Source organism: Staphylococcus felis (genome assembly GCF_003012915.1).
GTDB lineage: Bacteria > Bacillota > Bacilli > Staphylococcales > Staphylococcaceae > Staphylococcus > Staphylococcus felis.
The window spans coordinates 838,909-861,085 of sequence record NZ_CP027770.1; the positions used below are offsets into that span (position 1 = coordinate 838,909).

The window sequence follows — 22,177 nt, forward strand, 5'->3', positions numbered from 1 at the left end:
GTCATATTTGTGGAAGGTGTGTTAGCGAATGGATTTTACAGAGTTTGAGAAAAAGCTCAATATTAACGATTCACCTCATTTTAATCATACAGTGGCTGAATTGAATAAGCTGATTCAGCAATTCATGTTAGAAATTCCTTTTGAGAATATAGATGTTCAAAATGGTGTTCCTATTTCAACAGCCATTGAAGACATATATGATAAGGTTGTAACTCGAAATCGTGGAGGCTTTTGCTATGAGTTGAATGGACTTTTTAAAGCATATCTAGATGCTAAAGGATTTGAAACTATTCAACTCGCTGCTACGGTACATGCTCCAGACGGTACGCAAAGTTTGGCAGGCTCTCATCTAACACTCGCAGTTAAGATAGATGAGACATATTATATTGCGGATGTAGGGTTTGGTGACTTACCGATGCAATCTTTACAACTTACACGAAGCAAAGATGTATCCGTACATGATGTAAATGGTGAATACCGCGCTATTTTGAAGGGAAATCAGATATATGTTCAAAAATGTGAAAACCGCCATTGGGTGACTCAGTATGAAGCCCTATTTAAAGACCAGCCCTCTGAAGCCTTTACAGAAATGATTCATTATAATCAAAATCATCCAGACTCAATATTTGTACAGCGGCTCATTGTTACTAAACCGACACAAGAGGGGCGTGTCACAATGTCGAATGAAAATATGACCATCCAAAAACAAGGCAATAAATATAAAGAAGCAGTGACCTCAAAAAACTATCGTCAATTGCTAAAACACTATTTTAATATTGATGAACAAGTTGTCCGTTTAGAAGAATAAAACGCAAGGAAGTGTTTGAACGATGGCAAGAGAAACCAAAAGCAAAAGGCAAGACGCACAGCGTAATGAAAAGCGCATCTTAGAAACGACAACAGCAATGATATATGAAAATGATAGTATTGACGATTTGAGCATGGCGAATATTGCTGGAAGAGTAGGTGTGGGTGTAGGAACATTATACCGTCATTTTGAAAGTAAATCACGGTTATGCCAAGCCGTATTAGATAAACAAGTTGAGCAAATGTTCCAAAAGATTGAGAAAGATTTAGAAGAAAATAAAGAAAAATCCTTATATGAGCGTGTCTATATTATTTTATCGTATTTATTAGAGCTTAAAGATAAAAATTTAAACTTATTAAGATTTATAGAAAGAAATGGCTTCAAAAAGCATTCGTTTATGGGTGTGCCATTTTACCATCAATTGTATCGCATTATCTTAAAAGAAATAGAAAAAGAAGGCACCATCGAAGAAAGTCGATTGAAGTTAGATATATTATTAAACGCTTTTTCATCAGATATTTATCATTATGAGCGTTTTGAACAAAACTATTCAGCAGAGACGTATATCAAAAAACTGTTAGACATTTTTTTGAAGTAAAGAGATAGTGGATATTGAAATAATAGCGATAAAGCAGTAGTGGCTAACCATTAGTTCTACTTGTTTTATCGCTATTGTTATTTATCGTATTATATTAGTTCATATCTGGTAATTTAGCATTATAAGGGTTGCGTATTTCAAGAATCAATTCCTTCGTGTCGGCATTGACATAAAAGTCGCTACCATAATTAACATGGCTCACCTTAATGAAACCATTCGTTTCTTTAAGGACGAGTGCAACATCATACTCTTCGTCAATAACAAGTAAAGTGTTCTCGTTTGTAACGACTTCGTGCTCGCCATTATACTTAATTGTGATAATCCAACCATTAAATTTCATGGGTAACACCTCCGAATAATGATTAAAATGCAATTGTCTCATTACGCTTATTATAACAATAATAAAATGAGAACTCTAACAATTATTCATTGCTAATGTTGTGAAAATAGAATGAGCCATCTCCCCTTCGAAAAGGTGCATTGAATAGGGGATGCTATTTCACAACTCCTTTTAGAAGTAAATGTAATCTAAAGACAGTTAGGCACTCAATACAGTGAAGTACGCAAATTATAGTAAAAATGAATATACATTTGTTATAGTGTTGTTATCCAAAGGAGGGCATACACATGAAAAAATTAAGTATCAAAAAATTAGGTTTAATCACTATGGCAATCGCTACAAGTGCGTTAGTTGTTGTACCCCAAACGCACGCATCTGAAAAAGTAGACCCAGGATTTTCAGTAGTAGATAAAACGAAGAAAGCATCAAAACCAAAAGTGGACCCAGGATTTTCAGTGATAGATAGAACGAAGAAAGTATCAAAACCAAAAGTGGATCCAGGTTTTTCAGTAGTAGATAGAACAAAGAAAGCATCAAAATCAAAAGTGGATCCAGAATTTTCAGTGGTAGATAGAACTCAAAAATAACAGACTATCAAAAAAGGGTTAGGACATGGCGTGTCCTAACCTCTCTTCATTTTAGTATTCGATGTTTGGCATTTTGTTAACGTGTTGTTGATAACGTTTAAATCCAACGTAACCTAAAGCGATAACAATACCAGTGATGACCAATGTTTTCATAATATGGAAACTCCTTTACTCGTAATAATTTAATTCAAGATCTTTAGAAGTTTGCTTACGTATTTTTTTCAATAGTTCAACGTCATCAATTAATGACTGACCATATGAAGGAATCATTTTTTGAATTTTTGGTTTCCATTCAGAAGTATATTCAGAGAAGTTTTTCTCTAATACTTCAAGCGCTACAGATACAGAAGTAGAGGCACCTGGTGATTCACCTAATAAAGCGATAACAGAGTGATCTTCAGAGTTAACCACTTCAGTACCAAATTGGATAAATCCTTTACCGTGTTCTTCTGTGTCTTTAATAACTTGTACACGTTTACCAGCAGTATATAATCTCCAATCTTCATCACGTGCTTCAGGATAGAATGTACGTAAGTGATTCATACAACCTTCTTTTGTCATAATGATTTGGTCGATTGAATATTTGATTAATGGTAAGTTTTTAACTGCTGCTGCAAGTAATGTTGTGATATTGTATGGTTTAACAGACTTGAATAAGTCAAGATTAGAGCCATATTTTAAGAATTTAGGTCCAACATTCGCAAATGGTCCAAATAATAATGTTTGCTTGCCATTAATGTAACGTGTATCTAAGTGAGGTACAGTCATTGGAGGTGTACCAGGTGGTTCTTTACCATATACTTTGACACCATGCTCTTCGATAACAGCAGGGTTTGTACATTCTAAGAACTGTCCAGTAATAGGGAATCCACCTAAGTTTTTACTTTCAGGAATACCTGTTTTTTGTAATAGTGGGATCGCGCCACCACCAGCACCAATAAACACATAGTCTGCAACTTGTACTTGTGATTCACCCGTTTGACGATTCACAATAGTTGCTTCCCATTTGCCATCTTCACGACGATTGAAGTCTTTTACTTCATGGTTGAAGTGAATTGAAGCGTTAGGATGTTTTTCGATACCTTTAGCCATTTTACGAGTTAATTCACCGTAGTTAACGTCAGTACCTTCGTCAATTTTACTTGCTGCCATAATGTCATCAGCACTACGACCTTCCATCATTAATGGCATCCATTTTCTCATTACTTCAATATCTTCAGTGTATTCGATATCTTCAAACATATGGAATGCTTTCATTGACTCATAGCGATTCTTTAAGAACTTGCGATTGTTTTTCCCGCGTACAAAACTAATGTGAGGTAAAGGTCTAATGAATTCTTTAGGATCACCAATACCTAAGTCTTTAACAAGGTGTCCCCAAAATTGCTTAGAAATTTCGAACTCTTCATTAATGACTTTGGCTTTTTCGATATCGATTGAGCCATCTGGTTGTTGTACAGTGTAGTTTAACTCACACAATGCAGCGTGACCTGTACCAGCGTTGTAGCGCTCGTTTGAACTTTCTTCACCGGGTTTACTTAAGCGTTCGTAAACTTTAAGGTTCCAGCTTGGTTCTAATTCTTTGATCATTGATGCAAATGTAGTACTTAATACACCAGCACCAACGATAAGGATGTCTTTTTGTCCAGCTTTAGTTGACATACTTATCACCTTTCATATAGTTATTTTGTGGGATGATATTACGCTGAAGGGCTGTGAGTTACACCCTTTTTGTAACACTCTTCTATACTATTATAATACATAATATTGATATATAACAGTGGTTATTAATGTTTATATTAATATTTTGTAAGTGAAATATTAATTGTTTAAGAGCCGTTTCGCAAGTATTTTTACTTATAAAAATTTGAACAGAGCAATATGTATTAGTTATATCAAATAAATTTTAGCGTTATTGAAAATATAAGTTAAGGTTTAAAATGAGTATGGCTCATACGTAAATAGTCATAAATATAAAGAATGCTTTAAGAAAAAGTAAAGAAATAGATAGCGTTTCAGCATCACTTCTTCATCACAAAGAACCACTTTAATATGTAATATGCTCTGACTACATATCAAAGAGGTTCTAAGAGATTGGAACGTCATGTATAAGTTCGAAAGTATTAACTTTTTTGTAGTTCTGTCTCAAGTTTGCCAAGGTGGCGTAAGGTAGGTGTGAGTGCCGCAAAGAAAAAGCCTTCTTTAAGTTTACGTGTTTGAGGTGAGACTGGAGAATATGCGCGTGATCCCCCGTTGACCATAGAGGCTTGGTTGATATCTAAAAGTAAATAGCCGAGCTCTTTTTTGAGGCGGATAATCTCACCAAAATGATTTTGAAGTTGATTGCCGTTTGCTTTGATTAAGGCATAGTAACGATCACGTAAAGCTGTATATTGCTTTTGATAATCTTGAATATCGTATTCCAAGTATTGATTGATGCCATTTTGAGCATTTGAAAATTGATCGATGAGTGCTAAAGAGGAATGGATTGACCCAAGTGCGATGGGAATTTGTAGTGCTACGAACTTGGGGCGAATCCGACTTGCAAAAGTTTTGGCATCTTTCGTAATAATCCACTCATCCAAAACGACCACTTGATCAAATGTAATAGCGTATGTTGCTGAGCCATTGACCCCTAAAAACTGTGCCATTTCTTTTAAAGAGAGTCCTTGCGTATTCGCACGTATCACAAACATGACGAGTTCTTCGCTGTCACGATGTTTTGAAATGGCACCAAAATAATGATCAGGTCCGATATTACTGACGGCAGGGAGTTTACCATTTACAATAAGTCGATTGTCTTCATAATGATGTGAAAGATTGAATTGTTCTAAATCATTGAATGACTTCATCGGATTCGACAAACCTGTTGCACCGAATGCTTGGCCCGTAAGAATTTGATGTTGCAAGTCTTGATTGAGTTCTGGGCGTTCGGACTGTGTCAAATATGTCGAAAAGGCAAGCTGGCACCACAGACAAAATCCTGTTGTAAGGCAAGATTGTGAGACTAATTCAATGGATTGTGCATTTTGAAGGATGTCCTCTTTTGAAAAATAGCCATCTTCAAAAAGATGTTGTATGAAGTCCTTGGCGTAATATTGCCCATTATCAATGTCGATAAGATGCGGATCGAGTTCGTTTTGAATACGTTCATGAATTGTCAATGTCAGTCACTCCTCTGATTTACTCCCCGAAATGTTTTAATACTAATGATTCGAGTAAGCTAATAAGTCTATCAATTAAAAATCCAAAAATACCAATAAAGAAGATAGCTGCTAATACGTCTTCAAGGTTTAGCATATTTCTTGAATCAACAATTAAGAAGCCAAGTCCGGATTGTGCACCAATCATTTCACCAGAAACTAAAAAAATCCAACTTGTTCCAACTGCCACATGAATACCTGACATAATGTGTTTAAATGCGCCAGGAAAGATAATATCTTTGTATAATGAATAAGGTGTCAAGTTTAAGTTGTTTGCGATTTTCAAGTAATGTTGATCGATAGAGCGTACCCCTTTGATGGTATTGAAAATGATTGGAAAAAAAGCAGCGATAAAAATAATCACAATCGCAGGTAAACTGCCAATCCCAAACCACAACACGATGAACGGTGACCAGGCAATAGGTGAAATAGGACGTAACAATTGAAATAAAGGTTCAATCGCCCGATATAGGACATTATTACGTCCTATCAGAATACCTAAAGGCACCGCAACTATGATGGCTAAAATAAAGCCAATCGAAAAGCGCCACAAACTTATACCTAAATGTATAAATATTTCCCCGGTTATGATAAAGGCCCAAATTTGTTGGCCGACAAGGATAGGTCCTGGTAATAAGATAGGCCTATAATCACCAATCCATATCACTAATTGCCAAATGAGTAAAAATATAACAAAAGCAAAGAAGGGTAATAATCCTTTTCTAAAAGTTGAAGTTGTCATTGATTAGCCCTCCTTGTATAAACTTGTATCTACAAACGATTTATATGATGGCGCATCAAATAGGTCATGTTGCTCAACAAGTGATGCAATTTTTTGATAGCCAGATTGTTTGAGTGTGAGATCACCATAAGCAGTCCATTTGGCAGACTGTTCGAGTACATCGCGATCTTGTTTGTATTTTTGAGCCATTAAATCAACACTTTTATCTGTATCTGTCATGAGAAATCCTGCTTCTTTATAGTCACTCACAAATTGTTGTGCGATATCAGGGGCATCATCAATCACGTCCTCTTGTAATACGAGAACACAACAATAAGCATCGTCTATAATGCCTCCACCGTGTTGGAGTAAGTCTCCAGCACCTAACTTTTGACCGAGCGCCCCAAAAGGTTCAGCGACAGAATAGCCAGAAATTCGATGCTCATTCAGTGAAGCAGGCATCTCTGCTGGTGCCATTTCGTGATAGTGAAAATGTCCTTCATCAATATGCAGTTGCTCACGCATCGTCTCTAGTAATAGATAATGCGTCGAATAACGGTGCGGAATCGCAAATGAATAGTCTTCGGAGTTGTGGAAGTCCGACATGCGATGTCCTTTTTGTCCCAAAACAACATTACCTTCGTGATGACCTAGTGCAACTGCTTTAATAGGTGAGCCTTTAGATTTGGCCTTCATTGCAAGCTCAATTAACGTGGAGGCGCCGTCGATACGTCCACTGTTTAACGCATCCATTAAATCGGGCCAGTTGTTAAACTGGACGAGCTCGATTTTGTAAGGGCTCTGTTTATTATGCTGATTAACTTGTTCGGTCATCATCAGATTGGCAGCATGTGTAATCGGCAGATACCCAATTCTCAATACCTTTGAATGATTTTCACGTGGCGCACAACTTGTCAAAACGAATAGGAGCGTTATAAGTATGATAGTCCATTTTTTCATGTAAGTGCCTCCTAAATTTCGTACTCTGGATCTGCCATATGATGATTCAAAGCAAAATCTTCCATAATTTGATTACGAATCTTTAAAACTTGACTTGAATTGCGATTTCTTGGATGTGTGAATGGTATAGTATATTGGTTTAAAATTTTGCAACCCTCATCGAGCAAAATCACTTCATCAGACAGATAGATGGCTTCATCAATATCATGTGTAACAAGGATTAGTGTCACATGAGTATGTTCACGTAAAGCAATGAGTTGGTCTTGTAATTTATATCGTGTAAACGTATCAAGAGCTCCGAGTGGTTCATCAAGTAAAACGACATCTGGCTTGTGTATGAATGCTCTGCAAATGGCGACACGTTGTTTCATACCGCCGGACAGAGAGTCAGGAAAATAGGTTCCTTTGCCTTCTAATCCAACTTGTGAAAGTGTTTGATTGATTTCTTCGTTTGGGACATGATGTTGTATACCAAGGCGGATGTTATCATTAATGGTTTTCCAAGGAAGGAGGTTGTGATGTTGAAATAGCATTAAGCAATCTGAAGAAGGAGAACGCTTAATCTGTTGATCAATCGTAACTTGTCCAGATGAAGGTGTTAAAAAGCCACCGATAATATTAAGTAATGTCGACTTACCACAGTCACTCTTACCGATAAATGTGACAACCTTACTCTTATCAATTGTAAGATTGAAGTTTTGAATGACGTGATGTGAGCCAAAGTAATGATTAAGACCTTCCATAGTAATCACTATAAAAACCTCCTATCCTTATTAAAATGGTAAGAATTAAAATTAAAATAGAAACGGGAAACTAAGGCCAGACCATGTTTCCATGTCCGCCTCAAAATATCCCGTTAATAAAAAGTTGGTTGATCATGCGGCTGATATATTCTTAAAAACTATTGTTGTAATGTCCGAGCCCTTTGTTTAGCGACAAATGCATTAAATTTTTTCAATATCATCGATGGGTGTGTCCACAGCTTCTCTAGCACGACGGACAGCGTCTTCATTAGGTGCATTGTATAGACATACACATTTAGTCATATCTTCACACACGTACGTTCTTTGGAATTGAACTTCTGGTACTTCTTCATAATGGACAGAGTTTTTCTTTTTACGCGCTAAATATTGATCCATAGTGATGCCTTCAGGGATATTCCATGTAACAAGATAATCGATGTTGACATCCCCTTGTTTGACCTCATCTAAAGATTTTCCAACTAAACGTACTTCCTTCACAAGACTGACTTTAATGCCGTTATCTTCTAATAAAGCCTTTGCGTTCTCTTCACTATCAGCTTCTACAATAAAATAGCCATGTGTAAAATCTTCTGTGACTTGAACTTCAATTAACTCGTGTTGCTCTGTTTGAGCTAATGTTTCTACTTTATCTTCAAATTCTGTTTGATTTTGGGCAAAGGATAAGTCGGTTGTTTCTAATAAAAATAATGACATAAATGAAATCCCTCCGATAAATAATCATTTACAAGCATAATATAATAATTCTTATCAGAATACAAGGATTAATTTCGCTTTATATCTAAATTTTCTGATAAAATAAGGTGGAATTTTAATACTATTTCTTTAATCAGTAGTGAGTGGGGGTTATCATGATAAAAGGGCGAGGTCAAACGATGCGAACAAATTGAAAAATATAAATTGCTCTGAAACCCTCGCTCTTTATATTCATATGAGGACAATGAAATGCTGGCGATAATCATCTTGTCAATGACTAAATAAGTTGAATGATAGCAATAACAATAATGACACAAATGATTATTTTTTGGATGAGGCTCGGAATCATTTTGCCAACTTTAAAGCCAATCGGAGCAAAAATAATACTACCTATAATTAAAAATATCGCTGCACTGATAGGTACATAACCTTGCAATAACTTGACGATAAAAGCACCAATGGACGATAAAAAGGCAATTACAATACTGTTAGTAACCACCGTATTCATCGATAGTTTGAAGAACACAAGAAGCACTGGGATAATAATAAAAGCGCCTCCCGCACCTACAATTCCTGAAAAAATACCAATCAGAACACCCACACTAAATAATAAAATCTTATTGTAATTGGGATGTCCCACGAGTGGTGTCGCTTTATAGAATAATAAGATTAAAGCGAGGAGTGCTAATATAATGTACACTGTATTGACAAAAGATTCGTTAAAAAAGTTAGCCAGTATAGCGCCCATAGTACTACCAAGTAGCATACCTATGCCCATATTTAAAACGAGTTGTAGTGAGAAATCAGACTCTTTTCGTGCGCGAATAGAGCCGCTCAATGTACTGAAGAAAACTTGACTTGCTGTAAGGCCAGATGCGATATGGGCACTATAAATAGGTGCGCCAAATAATGGAGGAATCAGTAAAATGGCTGGATAGATAATAATCGATCCCCCAATCCCTACCATTCCTGATATAAAGCCACCGAAAATACCAATAAGCAGCATGACAACAGGTATAGTAAGATCGGTCATTTACTTTTCACCAATAATTCAACGGCTTCATCAATTAATGCTTGGGTATCCTCATTGTTTTCTTCGGCAGTCTTGACACACTCGACCAAGTTTTCGCTCACAATAACACCGATTAAACGTTGTAAGGCATTTTTGGATGCACTGACTTGAGTAACCACATCTTTACAATGAGCATCGTCTTCCATCATTTTAAGAATACCATTCAATTGACCTTGAACACGCTTAATTCGATTTTTCATTTTAGCATCGTAATGCATTTTGGGGACTCCTTTCTTACAATGTATCAACTGTATTTTAAGTCAATTTCTACATCTTGTCAAATACATATAGGGGTATATGAAGTGCCTCTATAATAGAACTTAAAGTATGTCAAAAAGCATGTTACGATAGTATCAAAAAAGAAAGGATTGGCATAAATGGAAACAATTTATTTAGCAGGTGGATGTGTATGGGGCACACAAGCTTACATCAAAACATTGCCAGGAGTTTTGGAGACAGAGGCAGGTCGTGCCAATGGTCAAACGAATACACTAGAGGGCCCTTACGATGGTTATGTTGAATGCATCAAAACACACTTTGACCCTGAAGAAGTCAGCGTTAAGCAATTGGTAGCTTATCTTTTCGAAGCAATTGATCCGTATAGTGTTAACCAACAAGGGGAAGATATAGGGCCTAAATATCGGACAGGTGTTTATAGTCAATCTAGAAAACATCTTGAAGAAGCGGCAGACTATATTGCGTCTCGAGCAGATGCTGCTCAAATTGTAGCTGAAGTACTTCCGCTCACACAATATATCCCGAGTGCGCCTGAGCATCAAGATTATTTGGATCGTCATCCAGATGATTATTGTCATATCTCAAAAGCACTAATAAAGAAGTATCAATTGGAAAAGGAAAAATGATTGGAAGATACTCAAAGCGCAAGCTCAACAACCTTGTGATAGACGGTGTTTCGCATGCAGAGTTTTCGGCATAACTTCGCAATTCTTCAAAATTTGAGGAACAATTTTTTGAATTGCTCGAGTTATGCTCAAACTCTAACCGCATGCTCAACAACCTTTTTTAATATCTAGTTAAGGATTGTTAAGAGGGGGTTTATGTTATTTCGATTTGAAAGAAAGTAAGATGAATTTGTAAATCAAATCGAAAGAAGGAATCTCTTATGAATATTAAAACAACATTACTTGCAACAACAGTAGCAACATCGCTTTTATTAGGTGCATGCGGTAACGATAATGCGGAAGAAAAGAAAGATGAACATGCTAAGTCTGAAATGCATGATCAAAAAATGGACAAAAAAACAAGCAGTGACTCAATGAAGATGGGCATGTTCAAAGGTGAAAACAAAATGGAAGTTAAAGGGCATGCAGAGATTAAAGATAACAAAATCATGCTAACAGATTTTTCATCTTCAAAAGGACCGGACTTGCATGTTTACTTAACTAACGATAATGATATCGAAAAAGGTGCGAAAATTGCACCTGTGAAATTTGACGAAAAAACACAAAGCTTTGATTTAAAAGATGTGAATCCAAATGATTACAACACAGTAACGATATACTGTGACAAAGCACATGTTATTTTTGGTTCAGCATCACTTGCAAAATAATACGGGATTAATGCTATTGGTTTAAGCAATGAGATGAAGGTAATGTGCAAATCCGTAAATGATTTGAGTACACTATCTCATCTCATTCTTTTTGATAAAAATATAATATGAAAGGTGTGCAGGATTATGGTATACAAAGTACTCATTTTATTATTGCGTCTTGGATCAGGGCTATACATTCTAAGGCAAGGTTTCGAAAAGCTTACAGGTGGTTTTGCGATAGATGGCCTCGTCTCCGTTATTCGTGATAATCAAGATTCACCGGAGTGGTACAAAACATTCTTTGAAGTTGTAGTGGCGCAACACCTTGAATTATTCAAGTGGGCTGTTCAAATCGGGGAGATTGCGATAGGTCTTGGACTGATTCTTGGGGTCATGTCATATACTGCGAGTTTTTTTGGTGTCTTTATTATGGTAAATTATATCTTAGCTGATATGATTTTTACTTATCCGCTTCAACTTGTGTGTTTCGTTATTTTATTAATGAATCGACATACATTAGAGTTACTAAGTTTGAATCATTTCATCAAACGTAAAAATATAAGGAATGATGAATATGGCACACGTACTCATAGTGGATGATGAACAAGACATCCGAGAGATTTGTAAGACGTATTTTGAATACGAAGGCTACGATGTAACGGTAGCTGCGAACGGTCAGCAAGCACTAGACAAACTTGACGCAACGATTGATGTCATGATTATCGACATCATGATGCCTGAAGTCAATGGTTATGAAGTTGTCAAAGCAATGAAAAATAAAGGCATGGATATCCCTTATATTTATCTGACAGCTAAAACAAGTGAACAAGATACAATATACGGGCTGATGCTTGGGGCAGATGACTATGTTAAGAAACCATTTAGCCCTAGAGAACTTGTGATTCGAGTTAAAAATATTCTGAACCGCGTCAATATTTCTAAACCTAGAGACAAAGAGACGTTACACTGTGGTCGTTTACAGTTAAATCATTTAACTAAAACAGCCACACTTGATGATGAAATAATTCCATTTCGAATTAAAGAATTTGAATTATTATGGTATTTTGCCAATCATGAATCAGTAGCACTATCAAAGACAGATTTACTTGAGCAAGTATGGGGATACGAATATTATGAAGACATGAATACCCTCAATGTCCACATCCACCGTATTCGCGAAAAGCTAGAAAAATATGGCTATGACGATTACAGCATTACAACTGTATGGGGACTAGGCTATAAATTTCAAAGGACGACGATATGACACTTAGACGACAACTTATTTTTTCTTTTTGCTTAACGATTACCATTACGACATTTCTACTTTACACCTTATACAAACTGATGTGGTTTGATGGACGATTTACGATATTTTTGACACTTTGTTCGTTATTGTCTGCTATGGTGACATTAATTATTGGTATGTTTTTAACGGTACCTACCATTAAAAAGATAGAAAAGTTAAATAACAAAACAAAACGCATTGCGAATGGCCAATTTGACAACGAAAGCCTCAATATCAGAACCCCGCAAGAAATCAAGCAATTGAGTGAATCTTTTGAGTTGATGGTCATTAAACTTCAAGAACAAATGAATGTGATTAAGGATGAACAAGAGGAAAAGATTAATCTTGTACAAAATTTGGCACACGATTTAAAGACGCCTTTAGCCAGTATCAAATCATATTCAGAAGGCCTTAAAGATGGCGTGATTAGTGGCGATGAGGAGACCCAACAAGCTTATTGTGTACTCATCGAACAAGCTGATCGGTTGTCTCGTATGTTTGATGAATTGACAGACGTGATGACAGTGAACAGTCAAGAAAGTGAACAAACAATGATTCATATGGATCAATTACTGATTCCTATCTTTGAAGCGTATGCACATCGTTTACAATCTGATGCCCGCGAGTTAGATGTAGACATGGCAGAAACGATACAACCATTTCTTCAAGATAAAGAAGCGATTGAACGCATCATCATGAATCTGATAGACAACGCAATTAAATTTTCAAAGCCTGGGACGCCTATTGATATCAGAGTGACAGAGGACGAAGATGAAGTAATCTCAATTGCTATCACGGATAAAGGGATAGGGATTCCGAAAAGTGATATTCAAAACATCTTTGAGCGTACATTTAGAGTTGAAAACTCAAGACATAAAGATACAGGAGGCTCAGGGTTAGGCTTGTATATCGCAAACACGCTAGCACTTCAAATACATGGACGTATCGATGTTGAAAGTGAGATAGGCAAAGGAACAACAATGACTTTGTTCTTCCCAGCCAATCGAAATGTGCCACAAACCAAGTAAAAACCGAGTAAGAGGGCTGAGTATGATATCTTAGCCCTTTTACTTGATTTTAATGACATATGACTAGTGAAATCAAGAAGAGATAAACTGCTCTTTTTTCATCATCTGTTGATGACTAAGCCACATAGAATAACGGCGACCTAAGTGTTTGGGGATGCGCTCAAATGCTTGCGCTATCCAATGTAGGTCTTTTATTAACAGATCGACTACATTCATCAATTGGTTTTGAAGATTTTATTTGTAACTTTTTCATATCCGCTTTAGCTGACTTTTTAATTTTGACACGATACATTATAAGTTATCCCAATCTATATCCTCTATGTTTGTATAGCCACGATTATCTTTTTCACGCTCTCTTACTTTAGCCATAGCGCCTACTGATTCAAGGTATAAGGTTTCTTGAATACTGTCCCAATCTTTTTTTCCTATTATGACTGCACTATTCTCACTTTTAGAACCACTGATTATGACAGGCTCGTGGTCAGAGTTGACTTTTTTTAATATTTCATAAAATTCTTTTCTAGCCTTTGCAGGCGATTTAATATTCATAACATCACTTCCTTTATTTATACCCCTTCACAATAACGTACTGAAATCACATACGTAAATAGTTTTGTTCTTTGTGCTATGAGGAATTTGTTAAGATGAAAAAATAGTAATAAGATTATAACGATAATATCTATTTCACTTTAAACTTTATACATCAATCATTCAAGTTACTGCGGGTATCAATTAAAAAAGGGGAGATTATGATTGAATTATTGATGAAAATGGTAGAATTCATGATGACAACATTATCAAATTGGTTAGGTGCACCACTCGGAATGCTTAAGGATCTAAAAAATAAATTGAGACAACGTGATAAAGATTAAGTGCTATCTTACGCTATACGACTGAATTCAACTTGTCATTTGATGTTGTCATAGCTGTTGTTCACATAATGTATAAAAAGAAATGACAAATTCGTTAACACGTCAATTATCATTTGAAAAATACTATATATAGTACCTAAAATCTATTATATATACTATATATAGAAAAGAGTGAGATGATGAAACAACTTGAACAAGAATTGACAGGTCTGATTACAAGAGATCCTACTATTGTGAATGAAAATGCCAATAAGGATAGTGAAACATTCTCAACGATGAGAGATTTGACAGCGGGTGTCGTTTCAAAGTCTTATGCGTTAAATCAATTATTACCTCGACATGTGGCACAAGCACATGAATCAGGAGACATACATTTTCACGATTTAGATTATCATCCATTTCAACCTTTAACGAATTGTTGCTTGATTGATGCTGAAGGGATGCTCGCTAATGGATTCCAAATAGGCAATGCACAAGTCACATCGCCGAAATCCGTTCAAACAGCGGCTGCACAGTTAGTCCAAATTATTGCGAATGTATCAAGCAGTCAATATGGGGGTTGTACCATTGACCGGGTGGATGAATTACTTAGTACATATGCAGAATATAATAAAGCCAAACATATTGAAACTGCGCGACAATTTGTCAAACCTGAAGATATTGAAGAGTTTGTTGATCAGCAGCTTACACGTGATATCAAAGATGCCATTGAGAGCTTAGAGTACGAGATTAATACGCTCTATACGTCTAATGGCCAAACGCCCTTTGTGACTTTAGGGTTTGGGTTAGGTGAGGATGAACTCAGTCGCAAAGTACAACAAGCCATCTTGAAAACACGGATTAAAGGTTTGGGGAAAGATCGTATTACAGCTATTTTTCCGAAACTTGTGTTCTCAATCAAAAAAGGATTGAACTTTGCACCAGAAGATCCTAACTACGATATTAAACAACTTGCCTTAGAGTGCTCAATGAAGCGCATGTACCCAGATATTTTAAATTATGATAAGACAGTCGAAATTTTAGGCGATTTTAAAGCACCAATGGGATGCCGGTCATTCTTACCAGCTTGGCAAAATGAATCAGGTGAGTATGAGAATAATGGTCGTTGTAATCTCGGTGTTGTCACATTAAACTTACCGCGTATTGCGATGGAATCAGGTGGAGACAAAGATCGATTTTGGCAATTGTTTGATCAACGTATGAAAGTATTACATGATGCACTTGTTTACCGCATAGAACGTGTCAAACAGGCCATCCCTAATAATGCACCTATTCTTTATAAGAGAGGAGCTTTCAAATATCGCTTAAATGAAACAGATGACGTCTTCTCATTGTTCGATCATCAGCGTGCAACCATTTCAATGGGCTATATCGGACTATATGAGGCTGCGACGGTCTTTTACGGACCGAACTGGGAGACGCATCCAGATGCCAAGTGTTTTACGATACGTATATTGAAGGCCATGCAGACTTATCAAAAAGAATGGACGAAACAATATGACGTATGGTTCAGCATCTATAGTACGCCGAGCGAATCACTAACAGATCGATTTTGTCGATTGGATTATGAAAAGTTCGGATCAGTACCAGATATCACAGACAAAGGTTATTATCAAAATTCATTTCACTATGATGTCCGAAAAGATGTGACGCCATTTGAAAAGCTAGACTTTGAAAAAGAATACCCTCACTATGCGAGTGGAGGCTATATTCATTACTGTGAATATCCGAAACTCGGTCACAATATTCAAGCCTTGGAAGCGGTATGGGATTATGCGTATGATTGTGTAAGTTACCTCGGTACGAATATTCCAATTGATCGATGTTATGAATGTGACTACGAAGGTGATTTTGAGACGACATCTAAAGGCTATCAATGTCCAAACTGTGGCAATCATAATCCCGAAACCGTCGATGTCGTTAAACGGACGTGTGGTTATTTAGGCAACCCTGTTCAACGTCCAACAATTGAAGGGCGTCATAAAGAGATATGTGCCCGCGTGAAACATATGAAAGCACCACGATCATGAAGTTTCAACACATTCAGAATGGTGCGGGATATATTGCCAAAATTGAATATCATAGTTTTGTCGATGGTGAAGGTGTGCGCTGTAGCGTTTATGTCTCTGGATGTCCGTTTCAATGTCAAGGATGTTACAACGTTGCAGCACAAAACTTTCGCTACGGCGAACCGATGACAGACGACCTGATTCATGAAATTATTGAAGCCTGTGAACCCAGTTATATCGCTGGGTTGAGTATATTAGGGGGAGAGCCTTTTTGTAATTTAAATATCGTCACACCACTTATTCGAGCATTCCGAGAGCGGTTCGGACAAACCAAAACGATATGGATGTGGACGGGATTTCAACTTGAATTTTTGTGGAATGAGGCACATGCGCGTCGTACTTTGCTAAAATCTATTGATGTCTTAGTTGATGGCATGTTTATTAAGCACTTGTACAAACCGAACTTGCCATACAAAGGTTCACTGAATCAACGAGTAATTCACATACCTACGTATATCGAGACATTATCCATTCCCAAATCGATTCATATCGAATGACTTAACATAAAGAAAATTCAGATAAATCATTGACTTTTCATAAGGGCTCATTTAAAATAGCTTTATTCTCATTTGCAAAATAATTCAATACGACTTATCAAGATTGGTGGAGGGACAGGCCCTACGAAGCCAGGCAACCTATTCAGTTAGGTGCTAATTCCTGCAGGGCATTCACCTGAGAGATAAGATTTACTCTAAAGTCTATCATATTCAGGATAGGCTTTATTTTTTTGAATGGAGGGGGAAGATTATGACAAACTATCGATTTGAAACGTTACAATTACACTCAGGGCAAGAAGTGGACTCAGCGACAAATTCACGAGCGTTACCTATTTATCAAACGACGTCTTTTACGTTTGATGACACGACGCATGCTGCACAGCTATTCGGATTAAAAGAAGAAGGTAATATTTATACACGCTTGATGAATCCAACAACAGCTGTACTCGAAACACGTCTAGCTGAATTAGAAGGTGGCGTTGCTGGTGTGGCAGTAGCATCAGGGATGGCTGCGATTACCTATGCGATTCAATCGGTTGCACAAAGCGGTCAGCATATTATCGCAAGTGAAACACTTTATGGTGGTACGCATACACTCTTTACCCATACATTGCCTAAATTTGGCATCGAAGTGACCTTAGTCGATACCAAAGATCCAAATCGAGTCAAACAAGCCATAAAAGACGAAACGAGAGGGATATTTGTCGAAACAATTGGTAATCCTGAGGGGAATATTGAAGATATCGAATCCCTTGCGAGTCTCGCACATGAAGCTGGCATTCCATTAATCGTAGACAATACGTTTGCGACACCGTATTTATGTCGACCTATAGCGCATGGTGCTAATATTGTCGTACATTCAGCGACTAAGTTTATTGGCGGTCATGGCACGACGATGGGTGGCGTTATTATAGATGGTGGTAACTTTGACTGGCGAAATGGTAAGTTTCCGAGCTTAACAGAGCCAGACCCGTCTTATCACGGCATTGTATTTGTCGATGCCTTTCAAGAAGCAGCACTCGCATTCAAGATTCGTACGACGTTGTTACGTGATACAGGTGCAGCCTTGTCACCATTCAATGCATTTATGCTCACACAAGGTCTTGAAACCTTATCACTCAGAGTCGAACGCCATGTTGAGAACGCTGAAAAAGTAGCGCGCTATTTAAAGCAACATCCTCTAGTGGCATGGGTCAAATATGCAGGACTTGAAACGAGTGAATATTATTCGTTGAAACAACGCTACCTTCCAAAAGGTGCAGGTTCAGTCTTTACCTTTGGCATTAAGGGAGGGTATGAGGCAGGTCGTCAATTTATTGAAGGGATGGAACTTTTTTCATTACTCGCTAATGTAGGAGATGCAAAGTCACTTGTTATCCATCCAGCCTCTACAACACATCAACAACTGACAGCAGATGAGCAACGAGCAGCGGGCATCGAACCCGAAACGATTCGTCTATCAATTGGTATTGAGCATATAGATGACATTTTAAGTGATTTAGATAAAGGATTTAAAGCAATCAAAAAGGACTGAAACAATCATGAATGAAATAAAAGAGAATAAAGCGCGCACACTTGAAAATTTGTTAGCTAAAAGACAAGAATGGGAGGATTATATTCCTATCAATCAAGCAGCTTATTTTTTAAAAGAAGAAAAAATTCATTATATCAATCAAGAAATTCAATCGTTAACCCAAACTGATACGAAGTCGTAATAGAATATCATTAAAACTAACGATTTTGATTGAGTAAGACAGATAAGTAGGCTTGGAAATGTAGTAGTATGATTATCTTTACAAAGGATGAGCATGTATGAAAAAAATAATGATTGTAAATACAAGTCATCATCAATTTGATGGATTTGATAAAGAAACGGGCTTATGGCTAAGTGAGCTTGTACACTTTTATGATGTCTTTCATAATGATCCTGACTATCAAGTGGATTTATACAATATCAAAGGTGGAGAAACACCGTTAGATCCTGTGAGTTTAAATCGTGTCACACTGGATAGATTGTCTCGATCTTATTATGAAAATGATGTATTTATGCACAAGCTTAAGCATCTCCCTGCAGTGAGTGAAGCAGACCCATCACAATATGATGTGATTTATTTTACAGGTGGGCATGGTGTGATGTATGACTTTACAGGAAATCCGTATATTGAAGAAGCGGTGAATACGATATACGACAATGGCGGCATCATCTCATCTGTATGTCATGGGACATGTGCATTGCTTGAGGTCAAACGTCCCAATCATCGTTTCTTCATAGATGGTAAAACATTGACAGGCTTTTCAAATGTTGAGGAGATCCTCGCAAATCGTAAGAAATATGTGCCTTTTGCGTTAGAGACCGCATTAAAAGTCAAAGAAGCAAAATATCGAAAGTCAAAAATACCGATGAAAGGTTATATAGAAGTAGAGGGTCAACTTATAACTGGTCAAAACCCGGCATCGGCAAAACTTGTTGCCCAAGCTGTCAAAGAAGCATTAGCATAACTTGGCCATACTTCAAAATTTGAGGGTTAGTTCTTGAACTTGTCTTGTGGGGAGCGATAAACGGTGTTTCGCATGCAGAGTTTTCGGCATAACTTCGCAATTCTTCAAAATTTGAGGAACAATTTTGAAGAATTGCTCGAGTTATGCTCAAACTCTAAGCGCATGCTCAACAACCTTTTTTATCGTTTGATGTACATACGTAAATGATAGAGGCTATAGGCTATAATGAGCCAGGCTATGAATACGATGATTCCAATGGATAATGCTCTGACAATGGTTGTTGATAGTGCTATTAAAATTACCAATGTCAGGCTAAATATGGCGCTAAATAAGATATGCCATTTTAATCGTAGAGATGGAGAAGGGGTGTTGCTTTCGTTTGCAATATTAATCGGGATGTTAAAAAGGGCTAATCCAACGTGTAATATGAAAATTACATATAATGAAGGGTCATGCCATATATAAGATACGCCATTCTGGATAGCGTGATAAATAAGTAATCCAATGGCGACAATAAGGATGACAAAATAGAGTAAACGTAGTGATTTACGATATTTAGATTTTAAATATAACGATTTAGACTGATGTGTCATGATTTAACCTCCTTTTTTAAGAGTTTTAAGATGTAAAAGTATGAATCAAGTCGAAGTGATATGCACTTGATGAAAGGCTCGGCAATGCATAAGGTGAAATAATATGAGATCCTGGTGCATAAATCGATTCATGACTTACGCCATACTTGTAAGCCTGAAAAATAATCTTAGAGCAATATGTCCATCGTGTTGATGACAAGTTCGTATCAATACGGTAAAAGTGTTGATTGCCTTTATAGTTTCGGTTGGCCCAGTCAGCCGCTTTTTGTCCGGCGCCAGGGTATTTAGACCGATAGATTTTTATCCATTTGCCGTCCTTTGTAAATTGAGAAACAAATTGATCAAATGACAAACGTGTAGTCGGAGAGCTTGGATTTGTAATATGTAACACTGTGTCGTCTGATACAGCCAATGCAGCGTGTCCAGGGATACCACTATACATAGAAGCGTTAGAAATTAAGATATCACCAGGCTCAAGCTGAAACGATTCAGTATCTATATCAGAATTTTCGTCAGCTTGGGCTTTATGTATACTTTGTTGAAAACTGATCATTTTATCAAATTGATTTTTTGAGACGGCATCATTAATGAATGAGGTCGCTCGTCCACGATGAATTGCTGCATTATGAGATGCGTTTTCCAAACATATAAAAATTAAATAAGCCAGAACGAAAAATATCAATACAGACACACTCAACCTCATAAAAAGCCACCTACCTCATAGAATTGTCGATGTACTTAATCAGATATATTGTTTCACTAGGATATAAAGTCCATTAATTAAAAAGGAATCTATAAAGCAATTATATTACAAAAATATAGAAAATAAAAATTATAAAAGGTGTAGAATACCATCTCTAATGGAATGAAGTAGCGTTTTTTAAATCGAAGCATTGCACTTTAGACAGATTTGCTATATAATCTTAAATCGTAATGATTACTAAAACGCAATGGAGGAGCGCATATGATTAAAAGAAGTATGAAATTTTTAGCAACTGTAGCTTTAGCAGGAACAGTGTTAGCTGCATGTGGTCAAAGTGATGACCAATCATCAAGCTCAAGCGATACGGCATCAAGTTCAGATGATAAGTTAAAAGTAACGACAACAGTGTTTCCACTTCAGTCATTTGTAGAGCAAATTGGTGGCGACCACGTGGATGTTGAGTCGATTTATCCTAAAGGTGCAGACTTACATAGTTTTGAACCGTCTCAAAAGGATATTATTAATGCAACGAAATCAGACTTGTTTGTGTATACAGGGGATGACCTTGATCCTGTATCGAAAAAAATTGCGGATGCGATTGATAAAGATGACCAAAAATTATCTTTAGAAGATCACATTAACAAATCAGATTTATTGGCAGATCATCATCACCATGATCATGAACACGGTGAAGAAGCGGATCACGAACATGACCATGATCATGGCGAAGAAGCAGATCATGATCATGAATCAGAAGGTGCACACGATGAACATGAGCACGGCACATATGACCCACACGTATGGTTAGACCCAAAATTAGACGAAACATTCGTTAAAGAAATCCGTGACGACTTGAGTCAACGTGATCCAGAGCATAAAGATGAATACCAGAAAAATGCAGATAAATTATTAAAAGACTTAGAAGGTTTAGATGACGATTTGAAAAAAGCAACTGAAGGTCATAAAGGACATGCTGTATTTATCTCTCACGAATCATTAGGATATCTGGCTAACCGTTATGGGTTCGAACAAAAAGGGGTTCAAGGGCTTAATGCAGAAGACCCGTCGCAAAAAGAATTAACAAATATTGTGAAAGAAATTAACGATACAGGCGCTAAATATATTCTTTATGAACAAAATGTTGCAAACAAAGTAACAGACACGATTCGAAAAGAAACAGAAGCAGAGCCACTTAAATTTAACAATATGGAATCTGTGACGAAAGACCAAAGTAAAGACGCCACTTTCCAATCATTGATGAAAGAAAATATTAAAAACATTGAAAAAGCATTAGATGAAAAAATCAAAGCTTAAGACCATTGACTAATAAGAA

Annotated in this window: 28 protein-coding genes and 1 riboswitch; of the genes, 15 read left to right on the forward strand and 13 right to left on the reverse strand. The window is 36.8% G+C overall.

Annotated features, from left to right (window positions below; translation table 11 throughout):
* The first annotated feature begins 28 nt into the window (after positions 1-28).
* On the forward strand, positions 29-808 hold the full coding sequence (locus C7J90_RS03950; protein WP_103207471.1) for an arylamine N-acetyltransferase: 780 nt from the start codon (positions 29-31) through the stop codon (positions 806-808).
* 22 nt (positions 809-830) lie between these two features.
* Entirely contained in the window at positions 831-1,406 is a 576-nt protein-coding gene (locus C7J90_RS03955; protein ID WP_103207472.1) for a TetR/AcrR family transcriptional regulator, read from the forward strand.
* Positions 1,407-1,500: 94 nt separating this feature from the next.
* Here the strand turns inward: C7J90_RS03955 and C7J90_RS03960 are convergent, their stop codons facing one another.
* Positions 1,501-1,746: a hypothetical protein gene (locus tag C7J90_RS03960; protein WP_103207474.1), complete on the reverse strand. Its 246-nt coding sequence runs from the start codon at positions 1,744-1,746 to the stop codon at positions 1,501-1,503.
* A gap of 287 nt (positions 1,747-2,033) precedes the next feature.
* Here C7J90_RS03960 and C7J90_RS03965 point away from each other — a divergent pair, with 287 nt between their 5' ends.
* Positions 2,034-2,333 carry a hypothetical protein gene (locus tag C7J90_RS03965; RefSeq protein ID WP_103207475.1) on the forward strand — a complete coding sequence of 100 codons (300 nt, stop codon included), beginning with the start codon at positions 2,034-2,036 and terminating at the stop codon, positions 2,331-2,333.
* A 51-nt stretch (positions 2,334-2,384) separates the two neighbouring features.
* On the opposite strand, the gene C7J90_RS03970 is transcribed toward C7J90_RS03965, so the two are convergent.
* The 9 genes from C7J90_RS03970 to C7J90_RS04010 form a co-directional block, all read right to left on the reverse strand.
* Positions 2,385-2,486 (reverse strand): SE2200 family small protein, encoded by a 102-nt coding sequence (locus C7J90_RS03970; RefSeq protein WP_103207477.1) that lies wholly within the window; start codon positions 2,484-2,486, stop codon positions 2,385-2,387.
* A 15-nt stretch (positions 2,487-2,501) separates the two neighbouring features.
* On the reverse strand, positions 2,502-3,995 hold the full coding sequence (gene lqo, locus C7J90_RS03975) for an L-lactate dehydrogenase (quinone) (RefSeq protein ID WP_103207478.1): 1,494 nt from the start codon (positions 3,993-3,995) through the stop codon (positions 2,502-2,504).
* 461 nt (positions 3,996-4,456) lie between these two features.
* The gene (locus tag C7J90_RS03980) at positions 4,457-5,497 is read right to left on the reverse strand and encodes an acyl-CoA/acyl-ACP dehydrogenase (protein WP_103207480.1); all 1,041 of its coding nucleotides are present in this window, start codon (positions 5,495-5,497) and stop codon (positions 4,457-4,459) included.
* Between the two features lie 19 nt (positions 5,498-5,516).
* Positions 5,517-6,278 carry an ABC transporter permease gene (locus tag C7J90_RS03985; RefSeq protein ID WP_103207481.1) on the reverse strand — a complete coding sequence of 254 codons (762 nt, stop codon included), beginning with the start codon at positions 6,276-6,278 and terminating at the stop codon, positions 5,517-5,519.
* Between the two features lie 3 nt (positions 6,279-6,281).
* Positions 6,282-7,217, reverse strand: a complete 936-nt coding sequence (locus tag C7J90_RS03990) for an ABC transporter substrate-binding protein (RefSeq protein WP_103207483.1) — start codon at positions 7,215-7,217, stop codon at positions 6,282-6,284.
* A gap of 11 nt (positions 7,218-7,228) precedes the next feature.
* Positions 7,229-7,960: an ABC transporter ATP-binding protein gene (locus C7J90_RS03995; RefSeq protein WP_416060874.1), complete on the reverse strand. Its 732-nt coding sequence runs from the start codon at positions 7,958-7,960 to the stop codon at positions 7,229-7,231.
* Between the two features lie 201 nt (positions 7,961-8,161).
* Positions 8,162-8,674 carry a DUF4242 domain-containing protein gene (locus C7J90_RS04000; protein WP_103207486.1) on the reverse strand — a complete coding sequence of 171 codons (513 nt, stop codon included), beginning with the start codon at positions 8,672-8,674 and terminating at the stop codon, positions 8,162-8,164.
* 277 nt (positions 8,675-8,951) lie between these two features.
* Positions 8,952-9,707, reverse strand: a complete 756-nt coding sequence (locus C7J90_RS04005; protein WP_169929210.1) for a sulfite exporter TauE/SafE family protein — start codon at positions 9,705-9,707, stop codon at positions 8,952-8,954.
* Positions 9,704-9,964: a metal-sensitive transcriptional regulator gene (locus C7J90_RS04010; RefSeq protein WP_103207487.1), complete on the reverse strand. Its 261-nt coding sequence runs from the start codon at positions 9,962-9,964 to the stop codon at positions 9,704-9,706. The genes C7J90_RS04005 and C7J90_RS04010 overlap by 4 nt, the downstream gene beginning before the upstream one ends.
* A gap of 159 nt (positions 9,965-10,123) precedes the next feature.
* On the opposite strand from C7J90_RS04010, the gene C7J90_RS04015 reads away from it, so the two are divergent.
* From C7J90_RS04015 to C7J90_RS04035, 5 genes are all read left to right on the forward strand, one after another.
* Positions 10,124-10,609: a peptide-methionine (S)-S-oxide reductase gene (locus C7J90_RS04015; protein WP_103207489.1), complete on the forward strand. Its 486-nt coding sequence runs from the start codon at positions 10,124-10,126 to the stop codon at positions 10,607-10,609.
* Between the two features lie 260 nt (positions 10,610-10,869).
* Positions 10,870-11,316 (forward strand): DM13 domain-containing protein, encoded by a 447-nt coding sequence (locus C7J90_RS04020; RefSeq protein WP_103208896.1) that lies wholly within the window; start codon positions 10,870-10,872, stop codon positions 11,314-11,316.
* A gap of 126 nt (positions 11,317-11,442) precedes the next feature.
* On the forward strand, positions 11,443-11,898 hold the full coding sequence (locus C7J90_RS04025; RefSeq protein WP_103208894.1) for a DoxX family protein: 456 nt from the start codon (positions 11,443-11,445) through the stop codon (positions 11,896-11,898).
* Positions 11,873-12,562: a response regulator transcription factor gene (locus C7J90_RS04030; RefSeq protein WP_103208893.1), complete on the forward strand. Its 690-nt coding sequence runs from the start codon at positions 11,873-11,875 to the stop codon at positions 12,560-12,562. Before C7J90_RS04025 ends, C7J90_RS04030 begins: the two co-directional genes overlap by 26 nt.
* A complete protein-coding gene (locus C7J90_RS04035) occupies positions 12,559-13,611 on the forward strand; it encodes a sensor histidine kinase (RefSeq protein WP_103208891.1) in 1,053 nt (350 codons plus the stop codon). The genes C7J90_RS04030 and C7J90_RS04035 overlap by 4 nt, the downstream gene beginning before the upstream one ends.
* Before the next feature lie 291 nt (positions 13,612-13,902).
* Here the strand turns inward: C7J90_RS04035 and C7J90_RS04040 are convergent, their stop codons facing one another.
* Entirely contained in the window at positions 13,903-14,160 is a 258-nt protein-coding gene (locus C7J90_RS04040; protein WP_103208889.1) for a type II toxin-antitoxin system Phd/YefM family antitoxin, read from the reverse strand.
* A gap of 200 nt (positions 14,161-14,360) precedes the next feature.
* On the opposite strand from C7J90_RS04040, the gene C7J90_RS12235 reads away from it, so the two are divergent.
* From C7J90_RS12235 to C7J90_RS04060, 6 genes are all read left to right on the forward strand, one after another.
* Positions 14,361-14,483, forward strand: coding sequence for a hypothetical protein (locus tag C7J90_RS12235; RefSeq protein ID WP_269780132.1), 123 nt, complete (start codon positions 14,361-14,363; stop codon positions 14,481-14,483).
* 179 nt (positions 14,484-14,662) lie between these two features.
* On the forward strand, positions 14,663-16,513 hold the full coding sequence (nrdD, locus tag C7J90_RS04045) for an anaerobic ribonucleoside-triphosphate reductase (RefSeq protein WP_103208887.1): 1,851 nt from the start codon (positions 14,663-14,665) through the stop codon (positions 16,511-16,513).
* Entirely contained in the window at positions 16,510-17,049 is a 540-nt protein-coding gene (gene nrdG / locus C7J90_RS04050) for an anaerobic ribonucleoside-triphosphate reductase activating protein (protein ID WP_103208885.1), read from the forward strand. Before nrdD ends, nrdG begins: the two co-directional genes overlap by 4 nt.
* A gap of 91 nt (positions 17,050-17,140) precedes the next feature.
* Positions 17,141-17,238: riboswitch (SAM riboswitch) on the forward strand.
* Positions 17,239-17,299: 61 nt separating this feature from the next.
* The gene (locus tag C7J90_RS04055; RefSeq protein ID WP_103208884.1) at positions 17,300-18,583 is read left to right on the forward strand and encodes an O-acetylhomoserine aminocarboxypropyltransferase/cysteine synthase family protein; all 1,284 of its coding nucleotides are present in this window, start codon (positions 17,300-17,302) and stop codon (positions 18,581-18,583) included.
* Positions 18,584-18,590: 7 nt separating this feature from the next.
* The gene (locus C7J90_RS11850) at positions 18,591-18,764 is read left to right on the forward strand and encodes a hypothetical protein (protein ID WP_158701900.1); all 174 of its coding nucleotides are present in this window, start codon (positions 18,591-18,593) and stop codon (positions 18,762-18,764) included.
* A gap of 97 nt (positions 18,765-18,861) precedes the next feature.
* Entirely contained in the window at positions 18,862-19,548 is a 687-nt protein-coding gene (locus tag C7J90_RS04060; protein WP_103208882.1) for a type 1 glutamine amidotransferase domain-containing protein, read from the forward strand.
* A gap of 179 nt (positions 19,549-19,727) precedes the next feature.
* Here the strand turns inward: C7J90_RS04060 and C7J90_RS11855 are convergent, their stop codons facing one another.
* Positions 19,728-20,141: a hypothetical protein gene (locus C7J90_RS11855; RefSeq protein WP_142380709.1), complete on the reverse strand. Its 414-nt coding sequence runs from the start codon at positions 20,139-20,141 to the stop codon at positions 19,728-19,730.
* 25 nt (positions 20,142-20,166) lie between these two features.
* A complete protein-coding gene (locus C7J90_RS04070; protein WP_142380708.1) occupies positions 20,167-20,832 on the reverse strand; it encodes a C40 family peptidase in 666 nt (221 codons plus the stop codon).
* Positions 20,833-21,105: 273 nt separating this feature from the next.
* On the opposite strand from C7J90_RS04070, the gene C7J90_RS04075 reads away from it, so the two are divergent.
* Complete coding sequence (locus tag C7J90_RS04075; RefSeq protein ID WP_174688356.1) at positions 21,106-22,158, forward strand: metal ABC transporter solute-binding protein, Zn/Mn family; 1,053 nt, start codon at positions 21,106-21,108, stop codon at positions 22,156-22,158.
* The last annotated feature ends 19 nt before the right edge of the window (positions 22,159-22,177 follow it).

What these genes read in the sequence shown, in the direction of transcription:
- C7J90_RS04025 (WP_103208894.1), top strand. Translation starts at nt 11,443, where the DNA reads ATGGTATACAAAGTACTCATTTTATTATTGCGTCTTGGATCAGGGCTA.
- C7J90_RS04060 (WP_103208882.1), top strand. Translation starts at nt 18,862, where the DNA reads ATGAAAAAAATAATGATTGTAAATACAAGTCATCATCAATTTGATGGA.
- lqo (WP_103207478.1), bottom strand. Translation starts at nt 3,995, where the DNA reads ATGTCAACTAAAGCTGGACAAAAAGACATCCTTATCGTTGGTGCTGGT.
- C7J90_RS03950 (WP_103207471.1), top strand. Translation starts at nt 29, where the DNA reads ATGGATTTTACAGAGTTTGAGAAAAAGCTCAATATTAACGATTCACCT.
- C7J90_RS04015 (WP_103207489.1), top strand. Translation starts at nt 10,124, where the DNA reads ATGGAAACAATTTATTTAGCAGGTGGATGTGTATGGGGCACACAAGCT.
- C7J90_RS03960 (WP_103207474.1), bottom strand. Translation starts at nt 1,746, where the DNA reads ATGAAATTTAATGGTTGGATTATCACAATTAAGTATAATGGCGAGCAC.
- nrdG (WP_103208885.1), top strand. Translation starts at nt 16,510, where the DNA reads ATGAAGTTTCAACACATTCAGAATGGTGCGGGATATATTGCCAAAATT.
- C7J90_RS04005 (WP_169929210.1), bottom strand. Translation starts at nt 9,707, where the DNA reads ATGACCGATCTTACTATACCTGTTGTCATGCTGCTTATTGGTATTTTC.
- C7J90_RS03985 (WP_103207481.1), bottom strand. Translation starts at nt 6,278, where the DNA reads ATGACAACTTCAACTTTTAGAAAAGGATTATTACCCTTCTTTGCTTTT.
- C7J90_RS03990 (WP_103207483.1), bottom strand. Translation starts at nt 7,217, where the DNA reads ATGAAAAAATGGACTATCATACTTATAACGCTCCTATTCGTTTTGACA.
- nrdD (WP_103208887.1), top strand. Translation starts at nt 14,663, where the DNA reads ATGAAACAACTTGAACAAGAATTGACAGGTCTGATTACAAGAGATCCT.
- C7J90_RS11855 (WP_142380709.1), bottom strand. Translation starts at nt 20,141, where the DNA reads ATGACACATCAGTCTAAATCGTTATATTTAAAATCTAAATATCGTAAA.
- C7J90_RS12235 (WP_269780132.1), top strand. Translation starts at nt 14,361, where the DNA reads ATGATTGAATTATTGATGAAAATGGTAGAATTCATGATGACAACATTA.
- C7J90_RS11850 (WP_158701900.1), top strand. Translation starts at nt 18,591, where the DNA reads ATGAATGAAATAAAAGAGAATAAAGCGCGCACACTTGAAAATTTGTTA.
- C7J90_RS04010 (WP_103207487.1), bottom strand. Translation starts at nt 9,964, where the DNA reads ATGCATTACGATGCTAAAATGAAAAATCGAATTAAGCGTGTTCAAGGT.
- C7J90_RS03965 (WP_103207475.1), top strand. Translation starts at nt 2,034, where the DNA reads ATGAAAAAATTAAGTATCAAAAAATTAGGTTTAATCACTATGGCAATC.
- C7J90_RS04035 (WP_103208891.1), top strand. Translation starts at nt 12,559, where the DNA reads ATGACACTTAGACGACAACTTATTTTTTCTTTTTGCTTAACGATTACC.
- C7J90_RS04020 (WP_103208896.1), top strand. Translation starts at nt 10,870, where the DNA reads ATGAATATTAAAACAACATTACTTGCAACAACAGTAGCAACATCGCTT.
- C7J90_RS03970 (WP_103207477.1), bottom strand. Translation starts at nt 2,486, where the DNA reads ATGAAAACATTGGTCATCACTGGTATTGTTATCGCTTTAGGTTACGTT.
- C7J90_RS04040 (WP_103208889.1), bottom strand. Translation starts at nt 14,160, where the DNA reads ATGAATATTAAATCGCCTGCAAAGGCTAGAAAAGAATTTTATGAAATA.
- C7J90_RS04000 (WP_103207486.1), bottom strand. Translation starts at nt 8,674, where the DNA reads ATGTCATTATTTTTATTAGAAACAACCGACTTATCCTTTGCCCAAAAT.
- C7J90_RS04030 (WP_103208893.1), top strand. Translation starts at nt 11,873, where the DNA reads ATGGCACACGTACTCATAGTGGATGATGAACAAGACATCCGAGAGATT.
- C7J90_RS04055 (WP_103208884.1), top strand. Translation starts at nt 17,300, where the DNA reads ATGACAAACTATCGATTTGAAACGTTACAATTACACTCAGGGCAAGAA.
- C7J90_RS03995 (WP_416060874.1), bottom strand. Translation starts at nt 7,960, where the DNA reads ATGGAAGGTCTTAATCATTACTTTGGCTCACATCACGTCATTCAAAAC.
- C7J90_RS04075 (WP_174688356.1), top strand. Translation starts at nt 21,106, where the DNA reads ATGATTAAAAGAAGTATGAAATTTTTAGCAACTGTAGCTTTAGCAGGA.
- C7J90_RS03955 (WP_103207472.1), top strand. Translation starts at nt 831, where the DNA reads ATGGCAAGAGAAACCAAAAGCAAAAGGCAAGACGCACAGCGTAATGAA.